Source organism: Rhodococcus sp. 4CII (assembly GCF_014256275.1).
In the GTDB taxonomy this organism is placed as follows: Bacteria; Actinomycetota; Actinomycetes; order Mycobacteriales; family Mycobacteriaceae; genus Rhodococcus_F; species Rhodococcus_F wratislaviensis_A.
Genome location: NZ_JACCFE010000002.1, coordinates 7,169,681 through 7,195,383 on the forward strand (window position 1 = coordinate 7,169,681; position 25,703 = coordinate 7,195,383).

Annotated in this window: 1 pseudogene; it reads left to right on the top strand. The window is 68.6% G+C overall.

Annotated features, from left to right (window positions below):
* Positions 1-11 precede the first annotated feature (11 nt).
* Positions 12-25,619, top strand: a pseudogene (locus H0B43_RS42945) (non-ribosomal peptide synthase/polyketide synthase); the annotation flags it as partial.
* Positions 25,620-25,703 lie beyond the last annotated feature (84 nt).

Below are 25,703 nucleotides of genomic sequence, written 5' to 3' on the forward strand. Positions count from 1 at the left end.
GAGCCCGGAGTGCACGCCGGATCGGACCGCGCGCGTGGGCTGCCAGGAGTGGCGACCACAACCTGTACGGGCCCACCGAGGCTGCAGTCTCGGTCACGTACTGGGACACCGCGACCACGGTCACCGGCACGGTACCGATCGGCGTGCCCGAGTGGAACACCCAGGTTTACGTTCTCGATTCGCGCCTGCACCCGGTGCCCCCCGGCGTTGCCGGTGAGCTCTATCTGGCGGGCGAGCAGCTGGCCCGGGGATACCTCGGCCGCGTCGATCTCACCTCGGACCGGTTCGTGGCCAATCCGTTCACTGCCGGCCTGCGCATGTACCGCACCGGCGACCTCGTGCGATGGACGTCGGCGGGTGCACTCGAATACATCGGGCGCACCGACTTCCAGGTCAAGTTCCGAGGTCAGCGCATCGAACTCGGCGAGATCGAATTCGTCCTGCGGGCACACCCGTCGGTCACCAGCGCTGCCGTGCAGGTCCATTCCGATCCCGGCACCGGCGATCACCTCGTCGCGTACGTCGTGCCCGAGCCGGGACACGACCTCGATACCACGCGACTTCGAGAGTGCACGGCCGCGTCCCTGCCGGCATACATGATTCCGGCAGCGCTGATGGTCGTCGACGAATTCCCGCTCAATACCAGTGGAAAGCTCGATCGCAAGGCGCTGCCCGCACCCGAATTCGGCGGTTCCGCCACGGAGTACGTGGCCCCGCGCACATCCGTCGAGGCCAACCTCGCGGAGATCTTCGCCGAGGTTCTCGGTCTCGACCGTATCGGCCTCCGGGACAACTTCTTCGACGTCGGCGGTAACTCGCTCGTCGCCACGCGGGTCACCTCGCGTATTCGGGCCGAGCTGGGTGCGCCGCTCGCCCTGCGTGACCTGTTCGATGCCCCCACCGTCGGGGCCCTCGCGGAGCGTATCGAGGGAACAGTGCCGACGGCACCACGTGCCCCACTGGTCGCCGTCACGCGTGCCGGACGAATTCCGCTGTCCCCGGCGCAACGTCGCATGTGGTTCCTCAACCAGTTCGATACTGCATCCGCGGCCTACAACATGCCCTTCGCCCTGCGGCTGTCCGGCATTCTCGACGGCGACGGACTGCGTTCGGCGATCCGCGACGTCCTCGACCGGCACGAGTCCCTGCGTACCCTGTACCCGGACTCGACGGACGGCCCGCATCAGGTGATCGTCGGCGCCGACGAGGTGTCCCTCGATCTCGACGTGCAGCCGATTGCCGAGGCGGAGCTGCCGGCGCGACTCGTGGCGCTCGCCACCGAGGGCTTCGACGTCACATCCGCGGTGCCGCTGCGCGCGGCATTGCTGCGACTGTCCGCCGACGAACACGTGCTGGCCGTGGTGGTGCACCACATCTCCGCCGACGGATCGTCGATGGCCCCGCTCGCACGTGACATCCTGCTCGCCTACACGGCGCGTACGGCTGGGCGGGCACCGTCGTGGGCGCCGTTGGACGTGCAGTACGCGGACTACAGCTACTGGCAGGCGGAGTTCCTCGGCGACGAGACCGACGGCCGGTCGCAGGCTGCCGAGCAGATCGAATTCTGGTCCGCGGCGCTCGACGGCATCCCCGACCTGCTGGAGTTGCCTGCTGATCGACCCCGCCCAGCCGTCCCGACGAATTCGGGTGCGACGGTATCGTTCTCGGTCGACCAAGCCACGGCGAAAGCCGTCGCCGACCTCGCGGCCCGCTCCGCTGCCACGCCGTTCATGGTGTGGCACGCCGCGCTGTCGGTTCTGCTCTCGCGACTGTCGAACGCGGTGGACGTCACCGTGGGCACGCCCGTCGCCGGCCGTGGCGAACCCTCCCTGCAGGACCTCGTCGGCATGTTCGTCAACACCCTCACCCTGCGCGCGCGCGTATCCGGTGACCTGTCATTCGCCGACTTGCTCGCACAGGTGCGGGAGTTCGACCTCGCCGCGTTCGCGCACGCCGATCTGCCGTTCGAGCGTCTCGTGGAGGTACTCGAACCCGCCCGGTCCACAGCCCGTCCCCCTCTGTTCCAGGTGGGTCTGTCATACGAGAACTTCGAACCGGGAGTGCTGGAACTGCCGGGTCTGACGGTGAGCGCCGTCGAGATGAATCCGGAGATCGCGAAATTCGATCTGGACGTGACCCTCACCGAGATCCGAGACGAGCGCGGCACCGTGTCCGGTCTCACCGGTGCGTTCACGTACGCGGTCGATCTGTTCGACCGTGACACGGTGGAGTCGTTCGCGGACCGTTTCGCGCGGATCGTGGCGGCGGCGCTGGCCGATCCGGGCACGGCGGTGGGCGACCTGCCGGTGCTGGATCAACGGGAACTGGTTCGCGTACTGCGCGAATGGAACGCCACGGACGTGGGGTTGAGCGAGCGGCCCTACCTCGCCCGCTACGACGAGCAGGCTGCACGGACACCTGATGCGGTGGCGGTGGTGTACCGCGACGTGTCTTTGACGTACCGGGAATTCAACTCGCGGGTCAACCGGTTGGCCCGCACACTCATCGCCGAAGGCGCCGGAACCGAAACCACCGTCGCGGTCGCAGCCCGCCGGTCGATCGAGTTTCTGATCGCCCTGCACGCTGTGCTGCGGAGTGGCGCGGCGTACGTGCCACTCGACGTCGACCTTCCGGCGGAGCGAGCGGCCCACGTCATCGAGGCCTCCGACCCGGTTCTCGTCCTGACCGCAGTTCGAGGCGAGTTCGAGGCAGACTCCGGAGTCCGGGTGCTCCCGATGGACGGTCTCGAACTCGACCGGTTCGACGATGCCCCGGTGACGGACCGCGACCGGCTGCGGCCACTCGCGGCCGACAACCTCGCCTACGTCATCTTCACCTCGGGTTCGACCGGCCGACCCAAGGGAGTGGCCGTCTCGCACGCCGGTCTCGGAAGCCACTTCGAGTTCCTGATGTCTCTCGGCGCGCTGGACGAGACCGATCGGGTTGTCGTCAAGACACCACAGTCGTTCGACGCATCCCTCTGGGAATTGTTGTGGCCCCTGGCTGTGGGAGCACGCGTCGTGATCGCGGAACCGGACGGACACAAGGATCCCGACTACCTCGCGGAACTGGTCGACACCGAGCAGATCACGGCGATACATTTCGTCCCGTCGATGCTCGCCGTCTTCACCGACGTGATCGTGCCGTCCCGGTTCTCCTCGCTGCGTACCGTGTTCGTCGGCGGCGAGGCACTGTCCGTCAATGTGGCGCGGCGGTTCGCGGCCGTCTCCGACGCTGCCGTCCTCAACGCGTACGGTCCCGCGGAGGTCGCGCCCGCCTCCACCACCTCATGGGTGGACACCTCGAACTCGGGCATCGTCACCGTGGGTACACCGGTGTGGAACACCCGAGCCTACGTGTTGGACCAGCGGCTCCACCCCAGTCCTGCCGGAGTGACCGGCGAGTTGTACCTGGCCGGCACCCAGGTGTCTCGCGGATACGCGGGACGCCCCGACCTCACTGCCGATCGGTTCGTGGCCAACCCCTTCGACGCGCCAGGCACTCGGATGTACCGGACCGGTGACCGTCTTCGCTGGAATAGCCGGGGCGAATTGGAATACCTCGGCCGCAACGATTTTCAGGTCAAGCTGCGCGGACTGCGGATCGAGCTCGGTGAGATCGAGGCGGTACTCGAGTCGGCCGACCCGGTTGCCCAGGCGGTCGTGACCGTGTACTCCGGAGCGGCGAGCGAACAATTGGTGGCCTACCTCGTCACACGTACGGGCGCGACAGTCGACACACAGGCTCTGACGGCGTATGCCGAGAGTCGGCTGCCCGAATACATGATTCCGGACGGGTTCGTCACGCTCGACGCCTTCCCGCTCAACGCGAGCGGCAAACTGGATCGAGCGGCATTGCCTGCTCCGGCCGTCGGCGACGTCGCGGTCGCCCGAGTGGAGCCACGTACTCCGATGGAGGAAACACTCGCGGCCTTGTTCCGGGAGGCGCTCGGCGTCGACGACCTGGGGGTGAACGACTCGTTCTTCGCTCTCGGCGGCGACAGCATCGTATCGATCCAGCTGGTGTCGCGAGCCAAGGCCGCGGGGATCGTGTTCACCCCACGGGACGTGTTCGAGCGCAAGAGCATTGCCGCGCTCGCCGAAGTGGCTACCGCCGCGTCGGCGGACCGGCTCGCGCTCGCCGAACTGGCGGGTGGCGGCGTGGGGAACGTCGAGCTGACCCCGGTTGTCCGATCACTGTTAGACCGGTCGGGTCCGGTGGGCCGGTATTCGCAGTCCGTGCTACTCACGCTGCCGACCGGGATCGAACGATCGGACATCGTCGCGACGGTTCAGGCAGTGCTCGACAGGCACGACGCGCTGCGGTCCCGACTGGTCCGCGACGGTGCGGACGTACGTCACTCGGTGTTGCCCGCCGGTGCCGTCGACGCCGATCGACTGGTCACGACGGTGCCGGTGGACCCCGACCTCGACGACGCAGCCTTCGATGCGCTGATCGACCGCGAACTCTCCGCCGCGGCCGACCGGTTCGACTTCGAGACCCCGGTGCTCACGCAGTTCGTCTGGTTGGATCGTGGTGCGACCCGGCCCGGGCGGCTCCTCGTGGTTGCTCATCACCTGGTCGTCGACGGCGTCTCCTGGCGGATCATCGTGCCGGACCTCGTTGCGGCGGGAGGTGCCGTCGCAGCCGGTCACGCTCCGAACCTGCCGGAGGTCGGTACGTCGTTGCGGCGGTGGTCGCACGGGTTGTCCGAGGCTGCCCGCCAGCCGTCCACCCTCGCGCAGTTCGACTACTGGCGAAGCGTCGTCGACGCTCCGGACCCGCTCCTCGGCGACAGGGCTCTCGATCCGGTGCGGGACCGGACCTCGACCACGCAGGAGCTGCACGTCGAGCTGTCCACCGAGATCACGGGCACGCTGCTGGCCCGCGTGCCGGAGGCCTTCCGGTGCTCGGTCGGTGATTCGCTGCTTGCCGGTTTCGCGGTGGCCCTCACCGAGTGGCGCCGTGCGCGCGGGGTGCACGCCGCCTCTGCGTACATCACCCTCGAGGGTCACGGCCGCGAGGAGTCGGTCGTGCCGGGCGCCGATCTGTCTCGTACCGTGGGCTGGTTCACCAGCGTGTATCCGGTGCGTCTCACGCTGGACGGGGTGGACACCCAGAACGCACTCGTCGGCGGCGCCTCGGCCGGCGCCGCGATCAAGGCGGTGAAAGAGCAACTCCTCGCGGTCCCCGACCGGGGCGTCGGGTACGGACTGCTGCGATACCTCAATCCCGCGACAGCCACCGTTCTCGCGGGCTTCGACCCGCCCCAGGTCGTCTTCAACTACCTCGGAAAGACCGGGATGGGCGATCTGTCCCCGGAGATGCGTGAGCTCGGCTGGGTGCCGGATCTTGCGTCGTCGCGCGTCTTCTCGGGTGACACCGATCAGGACATGAGTGCTTCCGCAGCGATCGAGATCAATGTCGGAGTGACGGATACCGATGCTGGACCTCAACTCGGTGCTTCAGTGCGGTTCGCCGGTAAACTGCTCGCAGCCGACGAGGTTCGCGAACTCGTCGATCTGTGGCAGCAGGCGCTTGCCTCACAGATCGAGCACGTCGTCGCCGGGTCCGGTGGGGGACTGACCCCGTCGGACATCGGTACGGTGGCGCTCAGCCAGTCTCAGATCGAGGTCTGGGAGCGGGCGTACCCGACCCTCGAGGATGTGTGGGCGCTGTCGCCGCTGCAGGCCGGTTTCCACTTCCATTCGCTGTTGGCCGCCGAGCACAGTGTCGATGTCTACCATTCTCAGCTGCGGATGACCCTGCTCGGTGACGTGTCGGCGGATCGGATGCGGGCCGCCGCCGCTGCGCTCCTGGAGCGGTATTCCAACCTGCGGGTGGTGTTCGTACAGGACGGCGACGTCACGGCGCAGATCCCCCTGCGCGGGGTGGAGGTCCCACTGACCGTGGTCGACCTGTCGGGCCGTGAGAGTGTTTCCGCGGAAGGGGAACTCGAGGCGCTGGTCGCAGACAACCGGACCGCACCGTTCGACCTGTCCGACGCGCCGCTGCTGCGTCTGCTGCTCGTGCGCACGGGCGCCGAGCGGCACGAGTTGGCGATGACCAACCACCACATCCTCCTCGACGGATGGTCCATCCCCCTGATCGTCCAGGACCTGCTGGTGCTTTACGCGACCGCGGGCGATCAGTCCGCGCTACCGGCGGTCCGGCCGTACCGGGAATACCTCGACTGGCTGGCACGCCGAGACCCCTCCGCCTCGCGGGCCGCGTGGGCGCACGCCTTGGAAGGGCTCGACGAGCCGACTCTGCTCGCGCCCGCCCGCACCGGCGGCACCGTGACGGTGGACCCGGAGGAAGTTCCGATCCACTTTTCCGAGGCGGACACCGCCGAGCTGCTGTCGGCCGCCCGACAGCACGGCGTCACGCCGAACACGGTGATCCAGACTGCCTGGGCTCTGCTGCTCAGGCGACTCACCGGACAGGACGACGTCGTATTCGGCGCCACCGTCTCGGGCCGCCCCCCGCACATCCCCGGGATCGAATCGATGGTCGGGCTCTTCATCAACACCGTCCCGGTCCGGGTACGAATCGACGCCGACGAGTCGGTGGCCGGGTTGCTGGCCCGGGTGCAGGGGCAGCAGGCCGATTTGCTCGATCACCACTATCTCGGCCTGACGGAAATCCAGGCCGAGGCGGGGGTCGGGGTGCTGTTCGACACGCTCACCGTCTTCGAGTCGTACCCAGTGGATCAGGCGGCGCTGCAGGCGCAGACCGATATCGTCGGGATGCGCGTGGACTCGGTCGAGGTGCACAGTGTCACCCACTACCCATTGAGCCTGATGGCCCAGGTCGATGACACCCTGCGGCTCGGGGTGGCCTACCTGCCGGACACCTTCGAGCGCGACGAAGCGAAGCTGATTGCGGCGCGGCTCGATTCGGTCATCCGTGCGTTGATCGCAGAGCCCTCCGCCGCGGTAGCCGAGGTCACCGGATTCATACCGGGCGAGTACGCGCGCGTGATGCACGACTGGAACGCCACCGACCACCACGTGCCGGAGTCGACGCTGCTGACGTCGTTCGAGGCGCAGGCGGCGCGTACACCCGATGCTGTTGCTGTCGATTTCGACGGTCACGTGCTGACGTACGCAGCCCTCGACGCGCGCGCGAACCAGCTGGCCCGGCATCTGATCACACTGGGTGTGGCACCCGAAACCCGAGTGGCCGTGGCGATGCGGCGGTCGCTGGAACTGGTCGTCGGAATCTACGCCGTACTCAAGGCCGGTGGTGCATACGTGCCGGTCGATCCCGATCACCCGGCGGAGCGAACGAGTTACGTGCTCGCGTCGGCACAGCCGGTGTGCGTGCTGACCACCTCGGCCGACCGACCGGACCTGCCGAACGGGATCCCCGTGTCGGACCTCGACACTCTCGACCTTTCGGGTGTCTCCGCGGTGCCGTTGACCGACGCAGAACGTATCGAACCGTTGCGGCCTGCACACCCTGCGTACGTCATCTACACGTCCGGGTCCACCGGCAAGCCCAAGGGAGTCGCGGTACCGCATGCGGCCATCGTGAATCAACTGTTCTGGATGCAGTCGGAGTACGCACTCACCGATCGGGATGTGTGGTTGCAGAAGACCGCAACCACGTTCGACGTGTCGTTGTGGGGCTACTTCTGGCCCCTGCAGGTGGGTGCCACCATGGTGCTGGCCACTCCGGACGGGCATCGAGAGCCCGCCTATCTGACTCGGGTCATCGACGAGCGTTCGGTGACGGTCACCGATTTCGTGCCGTCCATGCTCGACGTGTTCGTCGCGGCCGCCGCCGTGGGGTCGTGCCGTTCGCTGCGGCACGTGTTCGTCATCGGCGAAGCGCTGCCGCCCGCGACTGTCCTGCGTTTCCGGGAACTCTTCGCGGCCGGACTGCACAACCTGTACGGGCCCACCGAGGCCGCGGTGTCGGTGACGTACTGGAAGACCGGTGAAGCCGACACCACGGACGTGCCGATCGGTGTGCCTGAATGGAACACACAGGTCTACGTGCTCGATTCCCGGCTGCACCCCGTTCCCGTCGGTGTTCCGGGTGAGCTCTACCTCGGCGGTGCTCAGCTCGCACGTGGATACCTCGGCCGCGTCGACCTCACCTCCGATCGATTCGTCGCGAACCCGTTCGGACGCACGGGTGAGCGCATGTACCGCACCGGCGACCTCGTGCGATGGACGTCGGCGGGATCGCTCGTCTACATCGGACGTACCGACTTCCAGGTGAAGTTCCGTGGTCAGCGCATCGAACTCGGCGAGATCGAGACAGTGCTCCGGTCGCACCCGGCGGTCACGGGTGCCGTCGTGTCGGTGTACTCCGATACCACCGTCGGCGATCATCTGGTCGCGTACGTCGTCGGTACACCCGGAGGCGAGCTGGACGTTGTGGAGCTACGCCGACAGGCTTCCGAATCCCTGCCGTCGTACATGGTGCCGTCCGCGGTCACAGTGCTCGACGAGTTCCCGCTGAACACCAGCGGAAAGCTCGATCGCAAAGAGTTGCCCGCTCCTGAATTCCGCGTTGCCACCGAGTACATCGCACCGCGAAATGCGGCCGAGCGCACGGTCGCTGCAGTGTTCGCAGACGTGCTCGGCTCGGGCCGGGTCGGTGCGCACGACAACTTCTTCGACCTCGGCGGCAACTCCCTCTCCGTCACACGGGTGGCGGCGCGGCTCGGTGAGTTCTCGGGCACCGGAATCTCTGTGCGCGATGTGTTCACCGCGCCCACGGTCGCGGAGTTGGCGCTTCGCCTCGCCGAGCCCACGGCCGCAGGAGGCGCGCGCCCGGTGCTGTCCGCGGTGCAGCGGCCGGCCCGGATACCGCTGTCACCGGCGCAGCAGCGGATGTGGTTCATCAACCAGTTCGACCCGGCCTCGCCCGCCTACAACCTGCCGCTCGCGGTCCGCATGTCCGGTGCTCTCGATGTCGCAGCGCTGTCGCAGGCACTCGACGACGTAGTCGGACGTCACGAGTCGCTTCGTACCGTTTTCCCCGACACGGACGGCGGACCCGCTCAGGTCGTCGTGTCCGCGGCGGATCTCTCGATGCCCCTCGAGGTCGTGGAGGTCCCGGAGGGCGAGCTCGATTCCCGGATGATCGCATTCGCCTCGCGCGGGTTCGACTTGTCCGAGGACCTGCCGGTGCGGGCCACGCTGTTCCGTACCGGTTCCGGCGAACATGTCCTGGCGATCACGCTGCATCACATCGCCGCCGACGGTTGGTCGTTCGGACCTCTCGGCGGGGATGTCATGACCGCGTACGCGGCCCGAGCAGAGTCCCGGAGTCCGGAGTGGATTCCGCTCGAGGTCCAGTATGCCGACTACAGTCTGTGGCACAGGGCGGTCCTCGGCAGCGAGGACGAGCCCGAGTCCCTCGCCCGACGCCAACTCGAGTACTGGACGCGGACGCTCGACGGTCTCCCGGACGAGCTGAAACTCCCCTTCGACCGCCCACGCCGGACCGAGCAGTCCTACGCCGGGGGATCCGTGGGCTTCACCATCGACCCCGAGATCCACAGCGGCATAGAGCGGTTGGCGCGTGAACACGGAGCCACGGTCTTCATGGTGGCGCACGCTGCCTTCGCGCTCCTGTTGGCCCGCTTGTCCGCGTCGGACGATATCGCCGTCGGCGCGCCGATCGCCGGACGTGGCGAACGCGCTCTCGACAACCTGGTCGGAATGTTCGTCAACACGCTCGTGCTCCGCACGCGGGTCGAGAGCGCCGAGACGTTCGCGGAGTTGCTGACGCGGGTACGCGACGGCGACATCGGAGCCTTCGGCCACGCGGACCTCCCCTTCGAGCGGCTCGTCGACGTTCTCGAACCCACGCGGACGTCCGCGCATCACCCGGTCATCCAGACTGCGCTGTCGATGCAGCCGACGGCACTCGACGACATCGAGCTCCCCGGACTCCGGGTGCGTGTGGAGGCCGTCGACGCGCGCGTCGCGAAATTCGACCTGCAGCTGACATTGGGCGAGACCATCGACCCCGCGGGCGTTCCGTCGGGTATTCGTGCCGAGTTCACCTACGCCGCAGACTTGTTCGACGACGTTACCGTGCGCCGGTACGCGGCGCAGCTCGTGAGAATCCTCGAAACAGTGATCGCAGACCCCACCACTGTGGTCGGCGATGTGAATCTCCTCGACGACGCCGAGAGGGCCCGCCTGGCACCGGTTCGCGGGGCCCCGTGTCGACCTGCTCGACTGCTGCCCGAAGTTCTGGCCGAGTCGGCGGCCGACCCGTCCGCGACTGCGCTGGTCTTCGGCGGCCGTTCGATGACCTACGGAGAACTGGACCGGCGATCCAACCTCTGGGCGCGCGAATTGATCGAGGCCGGAGCCGGCCCCGAGACGTTCGTGGCCGTCGCGCTGGCCCGCTCGATCGAGTCGGTGCTCGCCGTCTGGGCCGTTGCCAAGACAGGTGCCGCGTTCGTGCCGGTGGACCCGAGCTACCCGGCCGAGCGGATCGCACACATGCTCGGCGATTCGGGGGCCGCGCTCGGCCTCACGACGATCGAGTTCCGAGGCGGATTGCCCGACTCGGCGCGGTGGCTCGTGATGGACGATCCCGACCACACTGCGCTGGTGGAGTCCCATTCCTCGGCGGCGGTGACAGCGGCCGATCGCCTCGGACGGATGCACGCGGACCAACTCGCCTACCTGATCTACACGTCCGGATCCACCGGACTGCCCAAGGGCGTCGCCGTCACACACTCGGGACTCGCGAACCTCCTGACCGAGCTGGCCGACGAGTACGAACTCACCGCCGACGCCCGGACCCTGCACTTCGCATCACCCAGTTTCGACGCCTCCGTGTTCGAGTATCTGATGGCCTTCTGCGCGGGCGCGACGATGGTGATCGTTCCCCACTCGGTGTACGGCGGTACGGAGCTCGCCGAACTCCTGGGCGAGCAGGGAGTCACGCACGCCTTCATCACACCGGCGGCGTTGGCGTCCGTCGACCCCACGGGACTCGATGAACTCGCCGTCATCGTCGTCGGAGGAGAGGCCTGGGGTGCCGATCTCGCCGAGCGTTGGGTACCGGGGCGGGCACTGTTCAACGGATACGGGCCGACCGAGTCCTCGATGATGGTGACGCAGAGTGGACCGCTGATGCTCGGCGAGCGGATGACCATCGGCCGCCCTGTGCGCGGTGTCGAGGCTTTCGTGCTCGATGCGCGGCTGCATCCCGTGCCCCCCGGTGTGCCGGGCGAGCTGTACGTGTCGGGGCCCGCACTTGCTCGCGGCTACCACCAGCGCCTCGGTCTCACCGCGGAGCGTTTCGTCGCGAACCCCCACGGCGCACCCGGTCGGCGGATGTACCGCACCGGCGACCTCGTCCGATGGGTCGAGTCCCGCACCGGGACATACGTCATCGAATACGTCGGGCGCAGCGACTTCCAGGTGAAGATTCGCGGATTCCGTGTGGAACTCGGTGAGATCGACTCCGCGTTCCGAGCGCATTCTGCGGTCGGATTCGCCGCGACCGTCGCGCACGTCACCGAATCCGGCGTCGCAGCACTGGTCACCTATGTCTGTGCTGCGTCGGGCAACGAGGTCGACGTCGACGACCTGACCGCCTTCGTCGGCGGGGCGTTGCCGGCGCACATGGTCCCCGGTTCGATCATGGTCCTCGACTCGATCCCGCTGACACCGGCGGGCAAGCTCGACCGCCGCGCCCTCCCCGAGCCCGTGTTCGCGAGCCAGACCCGATTCACCGCACCCGATACGGCGGACGAGCTCGCCGTCGCCGCAGCGTTCGCGGATGTGCTGGGCGAATCACGTATCGGCGTGGACGACAACTTCTTCGCTCTCGGTGGCAACTCGTTGTCCGCCACCCAGGTCGTCTCCCGGGTCGGTTCGGCGTTCGGCACCCGCGTCTCCGTTCGCACACTGTTCGACAACCCCACTGTGCGTCAACTCGTGTCCGCAGTGGCCACGTCGGGGCCGGACGCGTCCTCGGGGCGGCCCGCGCTGACGCGGCGCGAGCGTCCCGGACGGATCCCGTTGTCGCTGGCGCAGCAGCGGATCTGGTTCCTCAACCAGTTCGATCCTTCGTCGTCTGCGTACAACATCCCACTCGCACTGCGGATGTCGGGCCGGATCGACGTCCCGGCCTTGCGTGCAGCGCTCGGTGACGTTCTCGAACGTCACGAGACGTTGCGGACCGTGTATCCGGGTTCGGCGGACGGTGCGCATCAGGAGATCCTGCCGTCCGCCGCGGCAGAATTCGATCTCACACCGATCCGAACCGCGCCGGACCAGCTAATGCTCCGGATCGCCGAGTACGCAGCCGCCGGTTTCGATGTGACCCGGGAGATCCCGTTCCGAATCCACCTGTTCCGGGAGAACCGATCCGAACATGTGCTGCTGCTCGTCGCGCACCACATCGCTGCAGACGGATGGTCGTTCGGTCCGCTCGCCGCCGACGTGATGGCCGCATATGCATCCCGAGTGGAAGGACTGGCGCCGTCCTGGGAGCCGCTGCCCGTCCAGTACGCCGACTACAGTGTGTGGCAGCGGGAACTCCTCGGCGCCGAGGACGATCCGGACAGTCTGTCGGCCAAGCAGATCGAGCGTTGGCGTGCGGCTCTGGACGGTGCGCCCGAGGCAATCGATCTGCCGACGGACCACCCTCGTCCCGCGGTAGCGTCGCACCGCGGCGAACGTGTGGAATTCGTGATCGATGCCGACACCCACCGGGGGCTGGTCGAGCGCGCCCAGAAGGGCGGCACCACGCTGTTCATGGTCGTTCATGCTGCGTTCGCAACGCTCTTGCACAGGCTCAGCGGCAGTACGGACATCGTGATCGGCACACCCGTCGCCGGCCGCGGCGACGAGGGCCTCGACCCGCTCGTCGGAATGTTCGTGAACACCCTCGCCTTGCGCACACGGATTCACCCCGGCGAGAGTGTCGACGCTCTCCTGGAGCAGGTGCGCGATGTCGATCTCACGGCGTTCCAGGACACAGAGGTTCCCTTCGACCGGCTCGTCGAGATCCTGCGTCCCACCCGGTCGTCCGATCGGCACCCGCTGTTCCAGGTCATGTTCGCCTTCCAGAACCTGCGACCGGTGACGCTGGAACTGCCGCAGTTGGTGGTGGAGGCCGTCGACTTCGATCCCCACATCGCGAAGTTCGATCTGGATCTGGCGCTCGCCGAGATCGTGGACGACGCCGGACACCACCACGGGATCTCCGGTGCCTTCACATTCGCATCGGAACTCTTCGAACGCGCCACTGTCGCGGGATTCGCGGACCGATTCCTGCGGATCCTCGAGGCGGTCGCTTCCGCCGACGACATCGCCGTCGGCGATATCGCCATCCTGGGTGCCGCCGAGCAACAGTCCCTCGCGCCGGTGTGGGGCGGGCCGCTCCTCGCGGACGCCACCCTGCCCGAGCTGCTCGTCGGGACGGCGGAACGGTATCCGGACTCCACTGCGCTCGTCTTCGACGGTGTCTCGATCGACTACCGTGAGCTGGACCGGCGATCGACGCAGCTGGCACGTGCGCTCGTCGGGATGGGCGTCGGCCCGGAAACCTACGTCGCAGTGGCCTTGCCGCGCTCCGTCGAATCGGTGCTGTGCGTGTGGGCCGCTGCCAAGACCGGTGCGGCCTATGTTCCGATCGACCCCGCGCATCCGGTGGACCGCATCGCGCACATTCTGCGGGATTCGGGAGTCGTCGTCGGTGTCACCCGCGCCGAGTTCGCCGAACGCCTCCCGGGTGTGACCGACTGGCTCGTACTCGACGACCCGGAGGTGCTCCGCGAATTGTCCTCGGCGAGCACGGAGCCGATGGAGGACGCGGACCGCACCTCCGCACTGCACGTCGATCATCCTGCGTATCTCATCTACACGTCGGGTTCGACGGGACTGCCCAAGGGCGTGGTGGTATCCCACCGCGGCCTCGCGAATCTCGCCGGCTCGTATACCGCCGCGGTGCGGACCACCGAGAAGTCCCGGGTCGCGCACCTCGCGTCCCCGACGTTCGACCTGTCCGTCCTCGAATTGCTCCTGGCCCACACTGCCGGGGCCGCGCTGGTGGTCTGTCCGCCCGGTGTGTACGGCGGTGTAGAGCTGCACGAGGTGCTGCAGTCCGAGCGCGTCACGCACATGACCATCACGAATGCCGCCCTGGCGTCGGTCGACCCGGAGGGACTGGACGACCTACGCTCGATCGTCGTCGGTGGCGACGCCTGCCCACCGGAGACAGTGGCGCGATGGGCCGACCGGATCGAACTCGTCAACGGGTACGGTCCCACCGAAGTGACGGTGGGCGCCACGTTCAGCTCGGTGCTCGGCCCGGGCAGAGACATCACCATCGGCGGGCCGCTGCCCGGGGTCGCCGCCGTGGTTCTCGATTCGAGGCTGCGGCCCGTGCCGGTCGGTGTCGTGGGAGAGCTGTATCTGCTGGGACCGGCGCTGGCGCGCGGGTACCACGAGCGTGCCGCGCTCACGGCACACCGCTTCGTGGCCAGTCCGTTCGAGGCCGCCGGTGCCCGGATGTACCGCACCGGTGACATAGTGCGCTGGCGCGCAGTGCATTCCGGTGTGACCGGCAGCATGACTGACGGAACTCTTCCCGGACACGCGATCGAATACCTCGGCCGCTCCGACCATCAGATCAAGGTTCGCGGCCTTCGTATCGAACTCGGCGAGATCGATGCCGCCCTCAACGCACATCCGGACGTCGAATTCGCTGCCACCCTGGGGTACGAGTCCCCCTCGGAAACACGACTGGCATCGCACGTGCTCGTCGGTGCGGGCGCCGACCGTGATCCGGCAGCTCTGCTCGCGTTCCTGCGTCAGGCACTGCCGGGGTACATGGTTCCGTCGGCGCTCGTGTTCCTGGACACCATCCCGCTGACCCCGAACGGCAAACTCGACCGGGGCGCCCTGTCCGCGCCCGACTTCGGCGCGGCAGCCAAGGAGATCGCGTACCGGGCGCCGCGGAACGCACTCGAGCGGTCGATCGCGGACGCGTTTGCCGAAGTGCTGGGCGGTACGGACATCGGCCTCGACACCGACTTCTTCGATGCAGGCGGTAACTCGCTCTCCGCGACGCGGGTGACCGCCCGGGTGGGCGCCCTGCTCGGCATCCGGGTCACGGTGCGTGACGTCTTCGAAGCCCCGACCGTCCTCGCGCTGGCAGATTCGCTGGCGCCGCGAATGTCCGAGGCCGGCGACGGCGCTTCCGCCGGGCCGGACCTGGTGCCGCAGCCGCGTCCCGACCGGATCCCGCTGTCACTCGCACAGCAACGGATGTGGTTTCTCAACCAGTTCGACACCTCGTCGGCGACGTACAACCTGCCCGCGGCCGTCCGGCTGACCGGATCGCTCGACCGTGCGGCGCTGACGTCGGCGATCGACGATCTGATCACCCGGCACGAATCGTTGCGGACCGTCTTCCCGGATTCCCGCGGCGGGCCGCACCAGGTGATCCTCGAACCCGGCGAGTTCAGTCCCGACACCGCGCGGGTCCGGGTGAACGAAGCCGCCCTGCACGCCGACCTCCGGGAGTTCCTCCTGGCCGGGTTCGACGTGTCCCAGGCCGTGCCGCTGCGGGTCAAGGTGTACTCGCTCGGCGATACCGAGCACGTCCTCGCCCTCGTCGTCCACCACATCTCGGCCGACGGCGCCTCGATGGAACCGCTGATCCGGGACCTGATGATCGCCTACGCCGGCCGCGCCGCGGGCCGGGCACCCACCTGGGCGCCGCTGCCGGTGCAGTACGCCGACTACGCGCTGTGGCAGCGGCAGGTGCTCGGCGACGAATCCGATCCGGGCAGCCTCGCCGCCGCGCAACTGCAGTACTGGACGCGGGCGCTCGCCGGCGTCCCGGATCAGCTGTCCCTGCCGGGTGACCGGGTCAGGCCCGCCGTCCCGTCCCATCAGGGTGCGGCCACGCGGTTCAGCCTCGACGCGGGCACGCACCGGGCCCTGACCGAACTCGCGCGGGCGCACGGCGCCAGTCTCTTCATGGTCGCCCACGCCGCACTCGCCGTGCTCCTGGGCCGCCTCGGCACCACCGCCGACATCACCGTCGGCACAGCCGTCGGCGGCCGCGGCCGGGTGGAACTCGACGACATCATCGGGATGTTCGTCAACACGCTCGTCCTGCGCACGACGGTGGACCCCGGAAGACCGTTCGCGGCGCTGCTCGAACAGGCCCGGGACGTGGACCTCGAGGCGTTCGCCCACGCGGACCTGCCGTTCGAGCGGCTGGTCGAGGTCCTGAGCCCCGTCCGCTCCACGTCGCACCATCCGCTGTTCCAGGTGGCGCTCGGCGTGGAGGCGGTGACGGCCGACCGACTCGAACTGGACGGGCTGTCGGTGGAACCACTGGACGTTCCGGCGAGCATCGCCAAGTTCGACCTGCACTTCACGCTCACCGAGCGGCTCGGCGGGGCCGGCGAGGCAGCCGGCATCGACGCCGAACTCGTCTACGCGACCGACATTTTCGACGAAGACACCGCGGCCGAGTATGCGATACGCCTGCACCGGATCTTCGAGGCCGTGGTCGCCGACCCGCACCGGCCGGTCGGCGACATCCCCGTCCTGAGCGACGAGGAGTACGCCGCCCTCACCCCGGTGCGCGGCGCCGACGCACGGCCGGTGCAGCTGCTGCCGGAGATCCTCGCCGACGCGGTTGCCGCCGCACCCGAGGGGCCTGCGGTCGTCTTCGAGGGCGAGGTCCTGTCGTACCGGGACCTCGACGAACAGTCGAACCAGCTCGCCCGGTTGCTCGTCGACCGGGGGGTGGGACCCGAAACCCGGGTCGCGCTGGCGTTGCCTCGGTCGTTCGAATCCGTGGTGGCCGTGTGGGCGGTGGCGAAATCCGGTGCTGCCTTCGTCCCCGTCGACCCCGGGTATCCCGCCGACCGCATCCTGCACATGGTGCAGGACTCCGGGGCGATGGTCGGGCTCACCGTGTCCGCGCAACGGGAACTCCTCCCGGACTCGGTCCGATGGATGCTGCTCGACGACCCGGCACTCGAGGTGCGCTGCACCCACGAATCCCGGTTGCCGTTCACCGACCGCGACCGCATGCGGCCGATCCTGTCCGATCAGGTGGCGTACGTCATCTACACCTCCGGATCCACCGGCAGGCCCAAGGGGGTCGCGGTCACACATCGTGGCCTGACGAACCTGGTGACCGACGAACGTGAGCTCCTCGGGGTCACGTCCGGTTCGCGGACACTGCATTTCGCGTCCCCGAGCTTCGACGCCTCCGTGTTCGAGATGCTGATGGCGCTCGGCGCGGGAGCGACGATGGTGATCGCCCCGCCCACCATCTACGGGGGATCGGAACTCGCGGAACTGCTCGCCGCCGAACGCGTCACCCACGCGTTCTCGACACCGGCGGCGCTGGCGTCGGTCGACCATCACGGGCTCGACGACCTGGCCGTCGTCGTGGTCGCCGGTGACGTGTGCCCACCGGAACTGGTCGCCCGCTGGGCGCCCGGACGCCGCATGGTCAACGCGTACGGTCCCAGCGAGGCGACGATCATGTCGTCCATCACCGAACCGCTCCGGGCCGGTGAACCCGTCACCATCGGCGGCCCGAGCCGCGGAGTGCGGGCACTCGTGCTGGACCAGCGACTGCGTCCGGTGCCGGTGGGTGTGCCGGGCGAACTGTACGTCGGGGGACCGAGTCTCGCCCGCGGATACCTGGGCAGGCCGGGACTGACCGCCGAACGTTTCGTCGCCGACCCGTACGGGGAGCCCGGCGACCTGCTGTACCGCACCGGCGACCTCGTGCGGTGGCGGGAGAACCGCGTGCTCGATTTCGTCGGCCGCACCGACCACCAGGTGAAGATCCGCGGGTTCCGGATCGAACTCGGTGAGATCGACGCGGCGCTCACCGCGCACCCGCAGATCGAGTACGCCACCACGATCGGTTACGAGCACCCGAACGGGGAGACGTCCCTCGTCGCGTACGTGCTGCCGTTCACCGGCGAGAACGTGGACCGGGTAGAGGTCGCGAATTTCGTCGGCCGCACCCTGCCCGCCTACATGGTTCCCACATCGGTCACCCTCCTCGACGTGCTGCCCCTCACCCCGGCGGGCAAGCTCGACCGGACGGCGCTGCCCGATCCGGTCTTCGCGGCGGCAGCGCGGGTCTTCGAGGCGCCTCGGAACCCGATGGAGCTGATCGTCGCCGGCATCTTCTCGGACATCCTCGCGCTGCCCGAAATCGGCATCCACGACAGCTTCTTCGACCTCGGCGGAAACTCGCTGCTCGCCACGCAGGTGGTGTCCCGGATCAACGCCGCCGTCGACGTCCACGTCGGCGTGCGCCAGGTGTTCGAATCGCCGACCGTCGCCGCACTCGCGGCCCGGGTCACCGAAACCACCACCCACGGGGTGCACCGCCCGGCGTTGTCGGCGCGGCCCCGGCCCGACCACATTCCGCTGTCGCCGGCGCAGCAGCGCATGTGGTTCATCAACCAGTTCGACACCGCATCACCCGCCTACAACCTTCCCGTCGCGCTCCGGCTGTCGGGTGCGGTGGACGTGCGCGCCATGCAGATCGCCATCGCCGACCTCGTCGGCAGGCACGAGGCGCTGCGGACCGTCTACCCCGATTCCGCTGACGGGCCGCACCAGGTGATCGTGCCTGCCGGTGACGCGGTGCCCGACCTGGCCCCGGTCCCGGCGCACCCCGACGACATCCTCGAACGGGTGACGGCGCTCGTGACGACCGGCTTCGACGTCACCGCGGACGTGCCGCTGCGCGCGTGGATGTACCGGGTCGGTGCCGAAGACTACGTCCTCGTGATGGTCGCCCACCACATCTCCGGTGACGGCTGGTCACTCGCCCCGCTGGCGCGGGACGTCATGCTCGCCTACACCGCCCGCGCCGAGGGACACGTTCCCCGGTGGACACCGTTGCCGGTGCAGTACGCCGACTACGCCCTCTGGCAGCGCGACCTGCTCGGCGACGAGGCCGACCCCGATTCGGTGGCCACCGCCCAGATCGCGTACTGGACCCGCACCCTGGACGGCCTGCCGGATCGGCTCGCGCTGCCGGCCGACCGGCCGCGGCCCGCGGTCGCGTCCCACCGCGGCGGGCACGTGCCGTTCACCGTCGACGCCGACACCCACAGGGCTCTGCTGGCACTCGCGCGCAGCCGGAACGCGTCGCTGTTCATGGTGATGCACACCGCGCTCGCGGTGCTGCTCGCACGACTGAGCAACGAATCCGACATCGCCGTCGGCGCCCCCATCGCGGGCCGCGGCGAGGAGTCCCTCGACGAACTCGTCGGCATGTTCGTCAACACGCTGGTCCTGCGGACCCACGTCGATCTCGCGAGTTCGTTCGTGGACGGCCTGACCGTCGCCCGGTCGACCGACCTGAACGCGTTCGCGCACTCCGACATTCCGTTCGAGCGGCTCGTCGACGTGCTGAACCCGGTGCGTTCCCGAGCGCATCACCCGCTGTTCCAGGTGGCGTTCTCGTTCCAGAACCTCGCCGCCACCACCCTCGCGCTGCCGGGGCTGCACGTCGAGGGGCTCGACGTGCCGAACTCGATCTCCAACTTCGATCTGCATCTGACGCTGTCGGAGAAACACGACGTCGACGGAACCCCGGACGTGATCGAGGCCCAGTTCACCTACGCCACCGATCTCTTCGACGAATCGACCGTGCGCACGTTCGCGGAACGCTTCGTCCGCATCCTCGAATCGATCGTGCGGAATCCGGACGTCGCGGTCGGTGCGATCGACCTTCTCGACGACAGCGAGCGGCACGCCGTCCTCCACGGGTTCAACGACACAGCCGTCGACCTGCCGCCGACGACGCTCGCCGAACTGTTCTCCGCCCAGGCGGCGCGCACCCCCGATGCGGTGGCGGTCTCGTTCGACGGTCTCGAACTGACCTACACGGAGTTCGACCGCCGCGTCGATGCGCTCGCGCACCGGCTGATCGATCTCGGGGTGGGTCCGGAATCCGTGGTGGGACTGGCGATGAACCGGTCGATCGAACTGCTGGTGGGGATGTATGCGGTGCTGCGGGCCGGCGGCGCGTACCTGCCGATCGACCTCGCCCATCCGGCGGAACGCCTCGCCTACGTCCTCGACGCGGCGCGACCGGTGTGCGTCCTGACGACGTCCGCGGACGGCTTCGCCGCCGAGGACGTCCGGGTGATCGACATCGACACCCTCGATCTCACCGGCCGCCCGCATGGGCCGGTGACCGACGCGCACCGGCTCGCGTCGCTGCGGCCGGAGAACACGGCGTACCTGATCTTCACGTCCGGTTCCACCGGCAGGCCCAAGGGTGTCGCGGTGTCGCACGCCGCCGTCGCGAACCAATTGCGCTGGAAACAACACGAATACCCGCTCGACACGACGGATACCGTGGTGCAGAAGACGCCGGCGACGTTCGATCTGTCGGTGTGGGAACTGTTCTGGCCGCTCACCGCCGGAGCCCGCCTCGTCATCGCCCGCCCGGACGGCCACCGCGACCCGGCCTACCTGGCCGACCTCATGCGTGAGCAGCGCGTCACGACAGCACATTTCGTGCCGTCGCTGCTGGACGCCTTCCTGGCGACCCCGGGCGCGGGCGAGCAGCCGGCACTGCGCCGGGTGTTGTGCATCGGCGAGGCGCTGCCCGCAGACACCGCCGCCCGCTTCGGCCGGCTGTTCGGCGGGGTCGCGCTACACAACCTGTACGGGCCCACCGAGGCCGCCGTGTCGGTGACCGCCTGGACCCACACCGGCACCGAGACCGACAGCATTCCGATCGGCAGCCCCGAATGGAACACGCAGGTGTTCGTGCTGGACGCCCGGCTGAACCCGGTTCCGGTCGGGGTGGCGGGCGAGCTGTACCTGGCCGGCGACCAACTGGCCCGCGGCTATGTCGGTCGCACCGACCTGACCGCCGAGCGCTTCGTCGCCCACCCCTTCGGTCCGCCCGGCGCGCGGTTGTACCGCACCGGCGACGTGGTCCGCTGGAGCGTCCGGGACGGGAAGGGCGCCCTCGACTACCTCGGACGCTCCGACTTCCAGGTGAAGGTCCGGGGCTTCCGCATCGAACTCGGCGAGATCGAGTCCGCACTCGTGGCCAGCCGGGGTGTGGGACAGGCCGTGGTCGTCGCCCACCAGGATCCGCACACCGGGACCGCCCTGATCGGGTACGTCGTCCCCGACGACGGCGCCGCGGTCGACCCCGCCGCGGTGCTCGCCGAGGTCGGCGGCACCGTGCCCAGCTACATGGTTCCCGCTGCCCTCGTCGTGCTCGAGGCATTGCCGCTGACCGCCAACGGCAAACTGGACCGCAAGGCCCTGCCCGCCCCCGACTTCGTCTCGGCGACAGGAGAATACCGTGATCCGGCGACAGCCACCGAGGAGGCCGTCGCCGGGGTGTTCGCCGACGTGCTCGGCGTCGAACAGGTCGGGGCCGACGCGAATTTCTTCGACCTGGGCGGCAACTCCCTCGTCGCCACCCGGGTGGTCGCCCGGTTGTCGGAGCAGCTCGGCCGCCGGGTAGAGATCCGTTCGCTGTTCGAGGCCCCCGCCGTCTTCGCACTGGCCGCACTGCTGGATTCGCGGGACGCGACGGCCGCCGCGCGGCCGGCACTCGCACCGGCGGTGCGCCCCGACCACATTCCGCTGTCGTCGGCGCAGCACCGCATGTGGTTCCTCAACAGGTTCGACCCGGACTCCGCCGTGCACAACATCCCGGTTGCGGTGCGGCTGTCGGGCGACCTGGACGTCGACGCACTCGAGTGCGCGCTCACCGACGTCGTCGGCAGGCACGAGTCGCTGCGCACGGTGTACCCGGACTCGTCCGACGGCCCGCACCAAGTGATCCTGCCCGTAGGCCGGGGCGGTGCCGACCTGTCGGTGGTGCCGACCGACGAGGCGACGCTCCCCGCCCTGATCGCCGGACTCGTGACCGCCGGTTTCGACGTCACCACGGACGTTCCGGTGCGGGCGCGGATCTACCGGTTGTCGGCGACCGAACACGTGCTGGTTCTGGTGGTGCACCACATCTCCGGCGACGGCTGGTCGATGGCGCCGATGGTCCGTGACGTGATGACGGCGTACGCGGCACGCGCAGCGGGCACCGCCCCGGGCTGGGCGCCGCTGCCGGTGCAATACGCCGACTACGCGCTGTGGCAGCGGGAACTGCTCGGAGACGAGACCGATCCCGAATCCATGGCGGCACGGCAACTCGGGTTCTGGACACGCACTCTCACGGGCATGCCGGGTCAGCTGGACCTGCCGGCCGACCGGCCGCGCCCCGCGGTCGCATCGTATCGAGGGGGCACCGTCGATTTCACCGTGCCGACCGACCTGCACGGCCGCCTGCTCGGTGCGGCGCGGGACGCGAACGCCTCCCTGTTCATGGTCGTGCACTCGGCGCTGGCGGTACTGCTGAGCCGACTCGCCGGAACCGGTGACATCGCCGTCGGCACCCCGGTCGCGGGACGCGGTGAACGCGCCCTCGACGACCTGATCGGCATGTTCGTCAACACGCTGGTGCTGCGACAGCAGGTCGACGGCGGCCGGAGTTTCGCCGAACTCCTCGCCGACGTGCGGGAGACCGATCTGGCCGCCTTCTCCCATGCGGACGTGCCGTTCGAGCGTCTGGTGGAGGTGATCAACCCGGAACGGTCCACCGGGCGGCACCCGCTGTTCCAGGTGATGCTCGCGTTCCAGAACCTGGACCAGACCACCCTGGAACTGGGCGACCTGTCGGTGAGCGGCGTCGACTTCGACGTCGACATCGCCAAATTCGATCTGCAACTGACCCTGATGGAGCAGTTCGACTCCGACGGCCGACCGGACGGGATCGCGGCCCGCCTCACGTATGCCTCCGATCTGTACGACGAGCCGTCCATGCACGTGTTCGGCCAACGGTTCCTGCAGGTTCTTCGGGCGGCCACCGACGGCCCGGACACCGCGGTCGGCGACATCGACGTCCTCGGCAGCGGCGAGCGGAAGCAGATCGCCGGCACCAACGCCACGTTGCACGACGTACTGTCCGGCACCCTGGCCTCGCTGTTCGACATGAGGGTCGGCGCGGATCCCGACCGGATCGCAGTGGTGTTCGACACGGACGAGCTGACCTACACCGAATTCGACGACCGCGTCAACAGGCTGGCGCGTCGCCTGATAGAGCAGGGCGTCGGTCCCGAGTCGGTAGTGGCGGTGGCGATGCGCCGGTCGGTCGACCTGCTGGTGGCGATCTATGCGGTCGTGAAGGCGGGCGGCGCCTACCTGCCGGTCGACCCCGATCATCCGGTCGACCGCACCGCCTACGTGCTCGACACCGCGCGACCGGTGTGCGTGCTGGTCAGCGGCAACACGCGCCCCGGCGCGGGCACCCTCCCCGTTATCGACGTCGCCTCCGAGGATCTGTCCGGCTACGACGGCACGCCCGTCACCGACATGGACCGGCTGTGGCCGTTGACCGCCGCGAACACGGCGTACGTTCTCTTCACATCCGGTTCGACGGGGAGGCCGAAGGGTGTCGCGGTCAGCCACGGTGCGATCGTGAACCGTTTGTTGTGGATGCAGCACGAATACGCGTTGACCAGCGAGGACGTGGTGTTGCAGAAGACGCCGGTGACGTTCGACGTTTCGGTGTGGGAGCTGTTCTGGCCGCTGCAGGTCGGGGCCACGTTGGTGGTCGCCGCGCCGGACGGCCACCGCGATCCGCGGTACCTGGCGGGGCTGGTGCAGGAACGTCACGTGACGACCATGCATTTCGTGCCGTCGATGTTGTCGGTGTTCGTGTCGGAACCGGCTGTGGCGGTGTGTGATTCGTTGCGGTTGGTGTTCTGTTCGGGGGAGGTGCTGACGCCGGAGCAGGTGTCGCGGTTCCGGGCGGTCAGTGGTGCTGGTTTGCATAATTTGTACGGTCCGACGGAGGCTGCGGTCGACGTCACGTACTGGGAGACGGGTCCGGCGGACACGCATACGGTGCCGATCGGGCGTCCGGTGTGGAATACGCAGTTGCATGTGCTCGATGGGCGGTTGCATCCGGTGCCGGTCGGGGTGGCAGGGGAGTTGTACCTCGCGGGCGAACAGTTGGCGCGCGGCTATCTGGGTCGGGCGGATCTGTCGGCGGATCGGTTCGTGGCGAATCCGTTTGCCGCGGGTGGGCGGATGTACCGGACGGGGGATCTGGTGCGGCGTCGTGGCGATGGGGCTCTGGAGTATGTGGGGCGTACTGATTTCCAGGTGAAGTTGCGGGGACAGCGGATCGAGTTGGGGGAGATCGAGGCGGCGCTGGAGGCGCATGCGGGGGTGTCGCAGGCGGTGGTGGTGGTGCACCGCGACGAGCGCGGCGAAGAGGCCCTGGTGGCGTATCTGGTGGGACGCCGCCCGGCCGACTGGTCCGATGTGCGGGCGCACCTGTCGGCCCGCGTTCCGTCGTACATGATTCCGGCGCACGTGGTGCACCTCGATGCCCTGCCGCTGTCGGTGAACGGCAAACTCGACCGCACGGCGCTGCCCGCGCCCGTCCGGTCCGCGGCCGCCGACTACCAGGCCCCGCGAACGGCGGCCGAGCGTGCCGTGGTCACGGTGTTCGAAAACGTCCTCGGTGTCGTCGGCGTCGGAGTCGACGACAGCTTCTTCGACCTCGGCGGCAACTCACTGATCGCCACCCGGGTCGCGTCAGCGCTCGGCGCCGAACTCGGCACCGACTTCCCGCTGCAGTGGATGTTCGCCGACCCGACTCCGCGGTCGCTGGGGCAACGCATCCAGCAGGGGGCACCCGACGGTGCGCGGGATGCGAATGGGTCGCTCGACGTGCTTCTCCCGATCCGCACCAGAGGGACCGCCGAACCGCTGTTCTGCGTGCATCCGTTCATCGGGCTGGCCTGGAGTTACGCCGGTTTGAGCCGCGAGCTGACCCAAGACCGGCCGGTGTACGGTCTGCAGTCGCCCGCCCTCACCGAGGACGGTCCGAGTCTCGAGACGATCGCCGACTTCGCGGCCCGCTACGTGCGGGAGATCCGTTCCATCCAGCCGCACGGCCCGTACCACCTGCTGGGCTGGTCGCTGGGCGGCGTCATCGCCCACGAGATGGCGGTGCAGTTGCAGGGTGCCGGCGAAGAGGTCCGCCTACTCGGTCTGCTCGACAGTTACGTCGGACTCGACCGGAACGTGGAGAACACCGCGACCACCGCGGATCTCCTCGGCGGTGCGGGCCTCGACCTCCCCGACCCGGGGGTTCTCGACGAACTCGCCCCGGGCGGACGGTTCGACGCCGAGCGGGCAGCGGCGTTGCTGCGCGTCGTGGGAGGCCCACTGGCCGCCCTGACCGCGCCGCAACTCGACCGGATCTACGGCAACGCGCTCCGCGCCCCGGATCTGATCGACGCCCACCGACCGCGGGAGTTCGACGGCGACCTGGTCTTCTTCACCGCCGCCCTCGACGACGGATTCCACGTGGACCCGGTCACCTGTTGGGGCCGGTTCGTGCGCGGGACCGTCGTCGAATACCCGGTCGACGCAACGCACTGGACGATGACGACACCGGACGCGCTCGCCGTGATCGCGCCGCATCTCGAGACGGCGGGCCGTCGTCCGCGGCATGCCGCCCCCGACGCCGATCCCGACGACAGCGAGAACCGGCCGCATTCGGTGCGGTGACCGACTCCTCCAGCGCTCGACAGACCGGAAGGTTTGGTTCGGGTCCTGTCAGGGGAATACCACGTCCAGGGAGCGGTTGTAGTG